A 12291-nucleotide genomic window follows, 5' to 3' on the forward strand; every position below is an offset into this window, starting at 1 on the left:
TCTGCCGGGGGTGCACGATCAGGCGTTGAACCACTTCGTGACGAACAGCCCGTGGGATGTGGTGCCGGTACGTCGCCGCTTGGCGTCCCGGATGGATGAGGTGATCACACCGGCGGCGTGGGCGTTGGATGACACCGGCTGGCTCAAGTGCGGGACCGCGTCGCCGGGTGTGGCCCGGCAGTACACCGGCACGGCGGGCAAGGTCACCAACTGCCAGATCGGGGTGAGTCTGAACCTGGTCACCGATACCGCGTCGTGTCCGGTCAACTGGCGGCTGTTCCTGCCGGAGTCGTGGGACCCCGCCTCGCCGGCCGCGGCGGCGGATGTCGGTCAGCGGCGCGTAAGGGCGCAGATCCCCGACGACGTGGGACATCGGGAGAAGTGGCGCCTCGGATTGGACATGATCGACGAGGCGGTCGGGTGGGGTCTGCGGTCGCCGTTGATCGTGGCTGACGCGGGCTACGGCGACAGCGGTGAGTTCCGCCACGGCCTGGCCCGGCGTGGCTTGTCCTATGTGGTGCAGGTCGCCACCACGATCAGCGTGTACCCCCAGGCGGCGGTGCGTACCGCACCGCCGTACCGCGGTGTGGGACAACCACCGAAACAGCGTTACCGGCAACCGGCTGTCTCGGTCAAGGACATGGTCCTGTCCGCCGGCGCGGTCGCGGCCCGAACGGTGTCCTGGCGCGATGGTTCCCGCATCCGCGACGGCCGGCCGGTGAAGATGCGTTCCCGGTTCGTGTTCCTGCGGGTCCGGCCAGCCGGACGGGTCCTGCTCGCCGCCCACCGCGACCAGGACCTGCCAGAGGCATGGCTGATCGCCGAATGGCCACCCGACCGCGACGAGCCCACCAAGTACTGGTTGTCGAACCTGCCCGCCACCACGCCGAAACGCACCTTGATCCGGTGGGCGAAACTGCGCTGGCGCATCGAGCACGACTACCGGGAGTTGAAGACCGGCCTGGGCCTGCACCACTTCGAGGGCCGTACCTGGCAAGGCTGGCACCACCACGTCACCCTCGTCTCGGCCGCCCACGCCTTCTGCACTCTGCAACGCCTCGACCCAAAAGCCCTCGCGCCGGCCTGAGCCTCTACGCAGTACTCCGCGAACTGCAACACCTACTCGTCCGCCTGGCCGGCGCCTGCCCCACCTGCAGAACCCGTTTCCCCACCAGACGAAGGCCCCGAGACCAACTCCGATCATGACAAAGCACTACTAGGGCTGTTTCTCCTACTGGCATGGTCGCCCGGTGGTTCGTTGCGTCGCTCCGGCTTGGTGAGGTAGTCGGAACGCAAGCCCTCGCGGTTCCCGAGAATTCCGCGGGCGGCACCGGGCCGCAGCCTTGTCAGTGCTGGTCGGGCCCAGTCGTGCGCCGCGAGCCACTGTCGGCTTGTCCGGACGCGGCGAGGAATGCGTTGTAGCGGGCGAGGTCGTCCTCCTCGCCGGTTGTTTCCGCCCGGTCGGCTGCCCGGTCGAGGCGGGCCTGTTCACGCGTGTCGGCGCGAATCCACTGACGAACAAGAATGATCATGACGACGACGGCAGGTAGCTCACCGAACGCCCAGGCGATGCCGGCACCGAGGTTCTGGTCGGCCAACAGCGACGATGCCCAGGTGGGGTGGACGGCGAGGTACCAGTCGGGGGCGATGACGGTGGTGGTCTGCATGAGGACCAGGCCGAAGAAGCCGTGGGCCATCATCGACGCGAGGTGGATGATCACCAGCAGGGGATGGGGGAGCCGTCGGCGACCGGGGTCGACGCCGATGAGCACCCAGAACAGCAGGTAGCCGGCGACCACGAAGTGGGTGAGCATCGCCAGGTGACCGAGGTGGGAGCGCATCAGTACGCCGAGCAGGTCGCTGAAGTACAGACCGAACAGGCTGGCGGTGTAGATGCCGAGCGCGACCAGCGGGTGGGTGAGCACCTTGGTGACGCGGCTGTGCACGGCGATCAGCAGCCACTCCCGGGCGCCGCGTACCTGTGGGTCGGCCGGTCGGCGCAGGGCACGCAGGGCGAGGGTGACCGGTGCGCCGCCGACCAGCAGGATCGGCACCAGCATCGACAGCACCATGTGTTGGGCCATGTGTGCGCTGAACAGCACGTACGCGTAGCGGGCGACACCGAGGTTGGTCGTCGCGGCGAGCAACAGCAGCCCGCCCACCCAGCTTGCCGTCCGAGCGAGAGGCCAGCGGTGCCCGGCGACGTGCATCCGGCGTACACCGGCCAGGTACCCGCCGACGCCGACAGTGCAGAGGGTCAGGAAGAACATGTCCGGCAGCGGCTGCCCGAGCAGGTTGCCTGAGGTGGGTGCGGCAGGCATCGGGAAGCCGAGCAACTCGGTGATCGGGTCGGCGTCGATGCCGGACACCGGGACGGGGGTGGGGCTGCGCGACAGGGCCACAGCGAGGCCCACGGTGGCGGCGAACACGATCAGTTCACCGGCGGCCAGCCGGGTGAACGCCCATCGACTGCCGGCGCGCAACGCCGGCAGGGTACGGGAGCGGTGTGCCGCGCCGAGCGCGCCGAGGATCAGCAGGGCGGCCAGCTTGCCGAGGACCAGCCAGCCGTAGCGGGACTGCCAGAGCTGGTCGACCGTGCCGAGGCGGACGGCGGCGTTGGCCAGCCCGCTCACCGTCACGGCCACGACGCAGCCCAGGGCCAGGCGGCTGTACCGGGCGGCGGCCTCGGCCAGCAGTCGGCTGCGCCGTACCATCAGCAGGGCGACGAGTCCACCGATCCACACCGCGGCGGCGAGGACGTGCAGGGCCAGGCTGGTGACCGCGATCTGGTGGTTACCGGCACCGGCGGAGTGGCCGGTGAAAGCCGGAGGTAGCACCGCGATCAGGGCCAGGATCGCGACCGTCGCGGCGAGCCCTCGGGACACCCCGGCACGGGCCAGTAGCGCCACGGTCAGGGCCAGCCCAGCCTGCAGCATCAGCGACTGGCCCTGCGAGATCATGGTGGCGAAACTGACGACCGTCGCGGGCTTGAGCGTCTCCAGCGGCTGGCCGAGCAGGTCGGAGACCGTCAGCACCATCAGCGACAGCGCCGCCACCGCCCAGCTGAGCGCGGTGAGGCTCGCTCGCCGTAGCAGCAGATAGCCGTGGGGCGAGACGGTACGCCCGTCGCCGGGCAGCAGGAATGCGGAGGTCACCAGCATGCCGACGGTGACGGTGGCGAGGCCGTCACCGAGGAGCCGGACCACCGGTAGCGCCCGGGTCGTGGCCGGTCCCGCGTCCGGGAGGCCCGGAATCGCGGCGGCGAGGGCACCTCCCACCCGCAGGCCGAACAGCAGCAGGGCGACCCCCGAGGCGCAGCTGGCGACAAGAATCAACCAGTCGAACGCCGTAGATGTGGTGGACCGGGGCCGGCCGGTGGACGTCGCGGCCGGCCCCGCTGGCGCCACGACGCTGGTCTGGGCGTTACCAGGGCCGTCGGCGGCGAGCTGCGGGGAGTCTGTGTCGGACACGTGTTGACCTTGACCTGTTCAGTGGTGATGGGACTCGACCGCGGAAGGAAGCTCTGGTCAACGACGGCTCGCTCGCCGCCGGAGGAGCAGCCCACCAACCACCGCGACGACGATGGCCGTCGTACCGCCGGCGACGAGGACGCCAGCGCCCGGCCCCTCGTCGTCCTGCACCTGCGCGGCGGCGGACGGCGCGTCGGTGGTCGTGCTGACGATCGGCGCGGCGCTGGAGTCGGGGTCGGCCACCGTGAACGGGTAGGACCCCTGGACCGGGTGGCCGTCGGTGGAGACGACCCGGTAGGCGACGGTGTAGGTGCCGTTGGGCAGTGCCTCGGTCACCTGGACCGATCCCTTCGCTCCGCCGACCACGGGGTCGCCTGTGGGGACCTTCCGCTTGGCGGCGTCGGTGAGCACGATGGTGGTGAACGTCGGGTCCAACCGTTCGACGAATTCGAGCACGATCTCGGTAGGGGCGCTGGACAGCGTCGACTCCTGGGCCGGTGCCGCCGACACGAGCGTGTTGTGCGCCCACGCCGGGCTGGCCGGAATGAGCAGGGCCACGACGACGGCGAGCAGCGCCGCGCCGAGCCGGACGGAGGTGGGCCGGGACGACGGTACGGTCATGGCGAAACTCCGGTGGGCGTGGTCATCCGAGTACCTGCTCGCCGATCCATCCCCCGGGTTGACAACCGGGAGGGACGGCAAAGACGGCGGACCCGATCGGGGTGGTCCACTCGTTGAGCAGATCCCGATCGGCCAACCGGCGCTGGATGGGCAGGAACTGGTCGGTGATGTCGGCCTGGTAGGACGCGAAGATCAGGCCGCTGTCCGCGTGACCCTCCGCCGTCGGCGCACCGTCGTAGTTGTAGGGCCGGCGCAGGATTTTCAACCGGTCGTCGGTGACGTGTGCGCGGGTCATATGAGAGAAGTCGGGGATGACGGTGAGGCCGTCCGGGCCGGTGGCGGCGAAGTCGGGCTCGTCACGTTCGGCCGTGCCGGTCAGCGGCGCGCCGGTGGCCAGCCGTCGGCCCACGGCGAGTTCGCGATCGGTGCGGCCGAGCAGATCCCAGGTCTCCAGGTTCATGCTGATCCGTCGCAGCACCAGCGTGGTGCTGTCGCGCAGCCACGCCGGTCCGTCGGCCACGAAGACGGCCGAGTCCATCGGGGCCCCCGGCTGGGGGTTGGCGGTACCGTCGAGTTGACCGAACAGGTTGCGCTGTGTGTGACCGCCCGGCTCGACACCGGGGCTGCGCCGGAAACCCTGCTGCACCCAGCGCACGGTCGCAAACGGCCGGCTGTCCTTGATCAGGACCCGTTGGGCATGGGCCACGGTGATCGCGTCGTCGGCGCAGATCTGCAGCAGCAGGTCACCGCCGGACCAGGCCGGCTGAAGCCGGTCGATGCGGAACGACGGCAGATCGGTGACCGATGCCGGCCGGCGGTCGTCGACGCCGCCCGCCCGGTAGAGGCCCGGCCCGAAACCGAAGGTCACGGTCAACCGTGCGGGCAGCAGCCCAAGCTCAGCCTCGGTGTCAGCCAGAGCGGGCCGGCCCTGGGTGAGCCGGGCCGCGTCGTCGGTCAGCAGCCGCAGCCACCGACCCAGCGCGGCACGGTCCGTGTCGGCTCGCAGCGTCAACGCCACGAACGACCCGTGCGCCTGCGGTTCGGTGGAGATCCCTGCCTGCCGGACGCCGTAGAAGGGCTCGACCAGGCCGCCGACGTTCGCCACCGGCGTCGTGTCGGCGGCGTCCACCGATGGAGGGCTGGTCTGCCCTGCGCGGGTCGCGACAACGGCGGCCCCACCGGCCAGTACCCCACCGGCGGCCAGCGCGCTGCCGGTGAGCAGGCCACGCCTGCTCACCGGGCGGACAGGTGGTGTCTGCGTCACGATGCCGGGGTCATGGTCATCCCCGGCGTGGCGCTCATGCCGGGCATCGGCTCGCCGTGCCCCGGGGCATAGGTCTCCTGCGCGCCGGTGAACGGCTTGGCGACAGCGGTGAACTGCTGGGTCTTGCCGTCGGCGAAGGTGAGCGTGAAGGTCAACTCGTCCCCGGCCTGGACGGGCTTGGTGAGATCCATCAGCATCAGGTGGTCACCGCCGGGCTCCAACGCGTGGGTGCTCTTGGCCTTGATCACGATGCCGCCCTGCTTTTGCTGCATGACCATCTTGCCGTCTTTCATGGCCATTTCGTGTAACTCCATCGCGGAGATGGAGGTCGTGACACTGGTCAGAGTCACATCGGTGTCGCCGTCGTTGACCAGGGTCCCGAAGGCTGCGGTCATCCCCTTGTCAGCCGCCTTCACCCACGGGTCGCGAATCGTGACCACCCCAGCAGCGGCACTGGCCGACGCGGACGGGCTCGGTTGCGCGGTCGACGACGAGTCGGACGAGGCGCACCCGCCGGCACCGACTGCGACGAGCACAGCTGCGGTGGCGAGGACAAGGGCCGAGCGTCGGCGCGATCCGAAAGGGCTGGTGGTGCGCATGAATTCTGCCTCCGATGGTTGCTTGCTGCTTCGTTGGTCGGTCGTCGCAGCGCGAAAGTTCCGGGCTGGCGGGTAATGGCCGTCACGTGGTCACGGCTGGCCCGGCGAACGGCTGGGGCAGTGGAGGGTGTTCTCGCCGTTCAGGCCGCTGACCGGTCGCTGATCCGTGCCGTGCCCGGGTGGGGCGGTGCCAGTCGCAGCCCCGGCCGGGTGGCCTGTGGTTCGTCACCGGCCGCGGAGAGCCCGGCGGGGCGGGCGGTCCGGCTGTGCGTCGGAGGCTCGTCACGGTGCCGCCTGGTCTGCGACAACGCGACGACGATCAGGTACCCGGCGAGCAGGAAACCGTGGCTGACCAGGCGGGAGGGTTCCACCCGGCCGGTCATCAGGTCATTGACCGAGAGCAGCACGAGCGTGCCGACGAAGGCACTCAGGGTCGGCACCAGCCCGGTGGAGGATGTACGCCGGGCTGCCACGAAGAGGAACCCGGCGCCGACGGCGATGTTCCAGGCGGCAGCCTCGTGCCACAGGTGCCCGGAGCCGAGGGCACCGATGGCGTCGTGGGCGTGTGGGGCGGTCGGGCCACGGCCGATCTGCGCCAGGCCCAGCACCAGCTGAACAGCACCGATGAGAGCGAGCCCTGCTCGCAGGGGGAGCACGAGACGGTCCCGCAGGCGTCGAGGCGCGGGGGGTGCGGCAAGGATGACGTTGATGGGATCGGGTCCGGGCGCGGTGAGCGTCAGACGGGTGCGTCGGGTCACCGCGGCGGCCTGGTCGTACCATCGCCGGCAGGTCGCGCAACCGTCGAGGTGAGCGTCGGCCCCGGCTTGCTCGGCGGGGGTCTCCTCGCCGTCCAGCTGCGCCGACAGGATCTCCCGCCATTGCCCACAACCCATGTATCGGTAGTCGGGTGATGGCGCGTCCTGGTTCCCGGGACAATCGGCGATGTCGCGTCCTCGTGCCGGTCGCCGTTCAGCTTGCGGCTGTATCGCGTTGTCGCCGCACCGGCTGAGGGCATGCGTTGACTGCGGCAACCAGGTCTTCCCGAGCCCGTGCCACCCGGGAACGGATGGTGCCGACGGGGCACCCGCACACCTCGGCGGTCTCGGCGTAGGACAGGCCGAGGATCTGGGTCGCCACGAACGCTTCGCGTCGGTCCGGCGCCAACGAGAACAGGAGATCGTTGAGCACGACCGCACCATCGAAGGCGCTGCCGCCAGCGTCGGGGACATCGTGGCGATCCGACAGCCGGGTGGTACGCGGGCGTCTCGTCGCCGCGCGTACGTGGTCGACCACGACCTTCCGGGCGATCCCGAGCAGCCAGGTCTTGGCCGACGAGCGCGCGGCGAACGACGGCAACGACCGCATCGCTCGCAGATACGTCTCCTGGGTCAGGTCGTCAGCCTCGGAGGGGCTGATCAGGTGGGCGACGAACCGCCATATGTACTGCTGGGTCGCCCGGATGAACCGGGTGGCCGAGTCCTGGTCGCCCCGGCCGGCCGCGAGAGCCCAGGCGGTGATCTCCGCGTCGTCGTCGGTCACCTGGTACCTCCGTGTCCGGTTTTTCCCGGGCGTCCTGAACCACCACGAACCGATCGACGTCGACGACGGGTTCGGGTAGGTTGCCGAATGAGCCTACGGCACCGCTTTGCCTACCGGAACGGACAAGATCCGTCAGCGGATCAACGTGCGGCGGTCGTTGTCGCGGGCTGGTTCACTGCCTCGCCGGCGGTCCCGGCCGCTGGGTGCCAGCGGAAAAGGCGAAGGCTGTTGAGCACGACGAGCAGGCTGGAGCAGGCCATCGCGGCGGCGGCGAGCATCGGGGTGACCAGACCGACAGCGGCCAGCGGGATCATCAGGCTGTTGTAGGCGAACGCCCAGAACAGGTTGACCTTGATGGTTCGCAGGGTGGCCCGGGCCAGGGTCAGCGCGTCGACCACGGCGGTGAGATCCACGGTGCCGGCATTCGCGCGGACGATCGTGACGTCGCTGGCCTCGATGGCGATGTCGCTGCCGGTCGCGATCGCCACGCCGAGGTCGGCTTCGGCGAGAGCGGCCGCGTCGTTGACTCCGTCGCCGACCATGGCGACCGTCGCGCCCTCGTCGCGCAGCCGCCGGACGGTGGCAGCCTTCGCTTCGGGCGTGACCTCGGCAATGACCTCCGTCAACCCAACCTGGGCGGCGAGGCTTCCCGCCGCTGCGAGACTGTCACCGGTCAGCAGGACCGGTCGCAGGCCAAGCGCGCGTAGCCGTCGTACCGTCGGCCCTGCGGACTCCCGGAGCGCGTCGGCGATGGTGATCCAACCACGAAGCTGCCCGTCCCATGCGACGTAGACCACCGTGTCCGCCGTGCCCGTCACCTCGTCGACACTGATGCCGTCCAAGGCCAGGAGCCGGGCGTTGCCGATGGTCACCCGGACCTGGTCGACGGTGCCGCGGGCCCCGAGCCCCGGCTCGGCGCGGAAGCCATCGGCCTGCGGCAGGTCCCGCCCGTGCTCGGCTCCGGCGGCGATCACGATGGCGTGGGCGACCGGATGCTCGGAGCACGCCTCGACCGCGGCGGCCAAGCGCAGCAGGTCGCTGCTGTTCACCTCGGGGAGGGGATGCACGCCGGTGACCCGCATCCGGCCGGTGGTCAGGGTGCCGGTCTTGTCGAGCACGATGGTGTCGATGCGACGGGCCGACTCCAGCGCCGCCACTCCGCGGATCAACACACCGAGTTGTGCGCCGCGACCGGTGCCGACGAGCAGCGCGGTGGGTGTGGCCAGGCCCAGAGCGCACGGACACGCGACGATCAGCACCGCCACGGCAACCCCGACCGCCGTCGCGGTGGGGGCGAGGACCAGCCAGCCGGCAAAGGTGGCCAGAGCGATCACCAGCACGAACGGGACGAAAATGCCCGCGACCTCGTCAGCGAGGCGCTGAATCCGGGCCTTGCCCGCCTGTGCCTCGGCCACCAGCCGGGTGATCTGCGCGAGCCGCGTGTCGGCACCGACCCGACTCGCCCGCACGACGAGCCGACCGCCGGTGTTCACCGTGGCACCCGTCACCGCTGAACCGGGGCCCACCTCGACCGGGACGCTCTCCCCGGTCAGCAGGGCGACGTCGACCGCGCTCACACCAGCCTCGACCACCCCGTCGGTGGCGACCTTCTCACCCGGGCGGACCACGAACAAATCACCGACCCGCAGGTCGGTGATCGGGGTTCGCCGTTCGGTGCCGTTCGCGTCGAGGACGGCGACATCCTTCGCGCCCAACTGGGCGAGGGAACGCACGGCAGAACCAGCGCGGTACCGGGCTCGTGCCTCCAGCCACCGCCCGGCCAGGAGAAACGTCACCAGAGCCGCGCCGACCTCGAAATAAAGCGGGTGGTCGTGCCCGGAAAACCAGGACAGGCTCATCCGCATGCCTGGCCGACCGGCGGGTGTGCCCAGCAGCGCCCACAGGCTCCACAGGAAGGACACCAACGCGCCGAGGGAGACCAGCGTGTCCATCGTGGCGGCACCGTGGCGGGCGTTGGCCAGCGCCGCCCGGTGGAACGGCCAACCCGCCCAGGCCACGACCGGCGCGGTCAGCGTCGCGACCACCCACTGCCAGTACGGGAACTGGGCTGCTGGTGTCATCGAGACCACCACTACCGGGGCGGCGAACGCCGCCGCGACGAGCAGCCGTCGCCCCATGTCGTCGGTGGCCTGGTCTTCGTCCTCAGCACTGGTCGCCGGCGCGGGCGGCCGGGCGGTGTAGCCCATCGCGGTCACGGTCGCCACCAGGTCCGGCACCTCAACAGCCGGGTCGTGCTCCACGGTGGCAGTGGCGGTGGCGAAGTTGACCGTGGCCCGCACGCCGTCGATCCGGTTGAGCTTGCGCTCGATGCGGTTGGCGCAGGCCGCGCAGGTCATGCCCCCGATCGTCAGCGATGTGAGGAGCTGGTCGAGGGTGGTGGTCACGCCGGGCTGCCGGCCAGTTCGAAGCCGGCCTCGTCTACCGCCCGTTGAACCTCGGCCAGCGGCAATGCCTCGGCGCTGCGAATGGTGACACGACCCGCCTCGACATCGACCTCGACGGTCTGAACGCCCGACAATGCGGTGAGTTCGGAGGTGACGGACTGGGCGCAGTGCCCGCAGGTCATACCCCGAACCTGGTACGTGGATTGCACGATGTCCTCTTTCGATCAGCCGGATCCGCACGATGTGCGGCGGAGAACGGGCGGCACCCTGCCCTGGTGTCGACCCTGGGTGACGCACCGCGGATGGTCCTGCGGTGGCGTGTCCCGGCTCCGCACCATGGTACGCGGAAAATGTCGACGCGGTTCAGCGGATCGTGCTCATTCACCCGACATCTGATCGAGAACCAGCAGAGTCTCTCGACGCAGTGTGCCGCGCTGGACGTCGCGCTCCCGAGTGGAGAGGGCGGCTTCCAGCACGTGTGCGTCGAGAAGGGGGCGGTGCACGCACGATCCGGCGGGCCCGGGAACGGGAGACGACTGAGCGCGTACGAGCCGGAGGCGGTGCGCCTTGCTGTTTCGTCCGACCGTACGGGGCAGCGGCGGGCCGGGGCCGAGGATCTCGTCCAGCCCGGTGGGAGAGAGCAGCATCGACGTGCCGAAGCTGACGGATTCTCCGTCGGCGAGCCGGCGGGCGATGTGGCCCGAGTGTTGCTGGCTGGACCCGAGTAGGTCGAGTCGGCAGCGCACGGCCATTCTCAGCCGGTGCGCGACGAGCGGGCCCGTGATGGTGGCCGGTGTCTCGGCGGCGGGTGGCGTCCAGTACTGCTCGTCGCGAACCGCTCCGTCGTCGTACAGCAGCGCCCCGGTAGCCTCGGGCAGGAGGATCGCGGCAGCTTTCCCGGGACGGGTGCCTGCGACCCCATCACCGAGCCAGAGCCGGCAGACTCCCGCCACATCGCCGGCGACGTACGTGCCGTACGGCGCGCGGACGAAGGTGAGGTAGCTGCCGGGCAGTCGAGCCAGCGCGCCGAACGCATGACGCCGCACGGCCTGGTTGACCTGCTCGGTGAGGAGTCGGGGTGACAGGGGGCAGGGACCGAGCAGGACCATCCGGAAGCCCGGAACGTCGATCTGGTGCACCGCCCGCTGTGGCCACCAGCCGGTGAGCCAAGGGTTGCCGGAGATCGGATCGAGCACGGTCCGGCGGGGACCTGGCGACCGGTCGTCGATGGCGTCCGAGGGGCGGTGGCTCATCACCCAGCATCGGGTGCCGGGGATGGCGGACGTCAATCTAGGCGGAGGCCACGTCGTCCAGCGCGCCCGAGCGGGCGAGGCCGACGATGTCGCTGAGCTGGCCGCCGCTGAGTCGGATCGCGTTGCCGAAATCGTCGGTGATGACGACTCGCTGCTCGGCGGGCGCCTCGGGATCGATGTACAGCTCCGGGCATCCGCAGTTGCAGTTGCCGCACAGGGTGAGCACGTGTACCAGGCCGTCGGCTGCCATGTGGGCCTCCACTCGTCGGGCGTCGCTGTTCACGCTAGAGCGGGTCGATGCGTTTCTGCCGTGACCGCTCGGCGTTTGTCAGCGGGCGACTATTCCTCACGAGTCGGGAACCCGGTGGTGGTGCTGTCCGACTACCTCTGATTGTGTGGGTGGTCGGGCTACCGACGTGGCTTGCCGAGGGCCCGGTTGAGTAGACCCAGCAGCAGCGCCGCCGCACCGAGGACGACACCGGCCACGGCGACGGCCAGCGCGACCCCGGCTGGCCGGTCAGCGGCGGCCGCCGGCGGGGCTGCGGTGATCGGCATCCCGTGTTCGTCGACGCCGCTGGCCGCCGCCTCGGTCAGGCGTAGGACGATGGCGGGGTTCTCCGGCTCGGGGCCGCCCGCCTGGGGTTCCTCGATCCAGCGGGAGATGACGCCGTCGGCGTACGTCTGGAGAGCCTTGAACACGATCCGGTCGCCGGTGGTGGGCAACGGGCCCACGGAGACGCTGAACTCCTGGAACTGGTTGCCGTCGATGGCGTCCTCGGCGGTTGCCGCCGTCCAGGTCACCGAGGTGATCGCCTCGGTCACCGTTGCCGAGCCGACCTTGACCGGCGCGGCCAGTGGACCGTCCTCGACGGTCGCCCGCCACCCGGCCAGCTTGTGGACCGCCGCCGAGGTGATAGGCGTGGTCTCGGGCATCACGATGCGTACGCTTGTCGTCGCCGCTTCGGCGCGCTCGTTGGGTACCCGGAAGGTCAGGGTGGTGAACCCACCCGGCGAGGCCTGGGCGGGGCTTACCGAGACGTGCGCCTGCGCCGGGCCGACCGGCGCGATCGCGATCGCCGCTCCCGCGAGCAACGCCAGGGCGATCCGGCCCAGTACATGCCGTCGCATCGTTCATCTCCT

The 12291-nt window shown here is 70.3% G+C and carries 12 protein-coding genes; 1 reads left to right on the forward strand and 11 read right to left on the reverse strand.

What is annotated here, in order from left to right:
- Positions 1-1087 (forward strand): IS701 family transposase (locus tag GA0070558_RS29550; protein WP_141722360.1); only part of this gene is annotated, 1087 nt, incomplete at its 5' end.
- A gap of 259 nt (positions 1088-1346) precedes the next feature.
- Here the strand turns inward: GA0070558_RS29550 and GA0070558_RS29555 are convergent.
- From GA0070558_RS29555 to GA0070558_RS29605, 11 genes are all read right to left on the reverse strand, one after another.
- Positions 1347-3470 (reverse strand): bifunctional copper resistance protein CopD/cytochrome c oxidase assembly protein, encoded by a 2124-nt coding sequence (locus tag GA0070558_RS29555; protein WP_439709650.1) that lies wholly within the window; start codon positions 3468-3470, stop codon positions 1347-1349.
- Between the two features lie 57 nt (positions 3471-3527).
- Positions 3528-4091: a copper resistance CopC family protein gene (locus GA0070558_RS29560; protein WP_091285905.1), complete on the reverse strand. Its 564-nt coding sequence runs from the start codon at positions 4089-4091 to the stop codon at positions 3528-3530.
- A 22-nt stretch (positions 4092-4113) separates the two neighbouring features.
- On the reverse strand, positions 4114-5328 hold the full coding sequence (locus GA0070558_RS29565; RefSeq protein ID WP_176734434.1) for a Dyp-type peroxidase: 1215 nt from the start codon (positions 5326-5328) through the stop codon (positions 4114-4116).
- 23 nt (positions 5329-5351) lie between these two features.
- Complete coding sequence (locus GA0070558_RS29570) at positions 5352-5954, reverse strand: copper chaperone PCu(A)C (RefSeq protein WP_091285911.1); 603 nt, start codon at positions 5952-5954, stop codon at positions 5352-5354.
- Positions 5955-6094: 140 nt separating this feature from the next.
- Positions 6095-6847 (reverse strand): zf-HC2 domain-containing protein, encoded by a 753-nt coding sequence (locus GA0070558_RS29575; protein WP_091285915.1) that lies wholly within the window; start codon positions 6845-6847, stop codon positions 6095-6097.
- A 76-nt stretch (positions 6848-6923) separates the two neighbouring features.
- Positions 6924-7493, reverse strand: a complete 570-nt coding sequence (locus GA0070558_RS29580; RefSeq protein ID WP_091285918.1) for a sigma-70 family RNA polymerase sigma factor — start codon at positions 7491-7493, stop codon at positions 6924-6926.
- 140 nt (positions 7494-7633) lie between these two features.
- The gene (locus tag GA0070558_RS29585; protein ID WP_256092206.1) at positions 7634-9898 is read right to left on the reverse strand and encodes a heavy metal translocating P-type ATPase; all 2265 of its coding nucleotides are present in this window, start codon (positions 9896-9898) and stop codon (positions 7634-7636) included.
- A complete protein-coding gene (locus GA0070558_RS29590; RefSeq protein WP_088643315.1) occupies positions 9895-10110 on the reverse strand; it encodes a heavy-metal-associated domain-containing protein in 216 nt (71 codons plus the stop codon). The genes GA0070558_RS29585 and GA0070558_RS29590 overlap by 4 nt, the downstream gene beginning before the upstream one ends.
- Before the next feature lie 165 nt (positions 10111-10275).
- Entirely contained in the window at positions 10276-11094 is an 819-nt protein-coding gene (locus GA0070558_RS29595) for a hypothetical protein (RefSeq protein WP_141722361.1), read from the reverse strand.
- A 94-nt stretch (positions 11095-11188) separates the two neighbouring features.
- On the reverse strand, positions 11189-11401 hold the full coding sequence (locus GA0070558_RS29600) for a hypothetical protein (protein ID WP_091285924.1): 213 nt from the start codon (positions 11399-11401) through the stop codon (positions 11189-11191).
- Between the two features lie 158 nt (positions 11402-11559).
- On the reverse strand, positions 11560-12279 hold the full coding sequence (locus GA0070558_RS29605) for a YcnI family copper-binding membrane protein (protein WP_091285927.1): 720 nt from the start codon (positions 12277-12279) through the stop codon (positions 11560-11562).
- Between the last annotated feature and the right edge of the window lie 12 nt (positions 12280-12291).

This window comes from Micromonospora haikouensis (assembly GCF_900091595.1).
GTDB lineage: Bacteria > Actinomycetota > Actinomycetes > Mycobacteriales > Micromonosporaceae > Micromonospora > Micromonospora haikouensis.

Coding starts and splice junctions, on each gene's coding strand:
- GA0070558_RS29560 (WP_091285905.1), bottom strand. CDS start 4,091: ATGACCGTACCGTCGTCCCGGCCCACCTCCGTCCGGCTCGGCGCGGCG.
- GA0070558_RS29570 (WP_091285911.1), bottom strand. CDS start 5,954: ATGCGCACCACCAGCCCTTTCGGATCGCGCCGACGCTCGGCCCTTGTC.
- GA0070558_RS29575 (WP_091285915.1), bottom strand. CDS start 6,847: ATGGGTTGTGGGCAATGGCGGGAGATCCTGTCGGCGCAGCTGGACGGC.
- GA0070558_RS29600 (WP_091285924.1), bottom strand. CDS start 11,401: ATGGCAGCCGACGGCCTGGTACACGTGCTCACCCTGTGCGGCAACTGC.
- GA0070558_RS29605 (WP_091285927.1), bottom strand. CDS start 12,279: ATGCGACGGCATGTACTGGGCCGGATCGCCCTGGCGTTGCTCGCGGGA.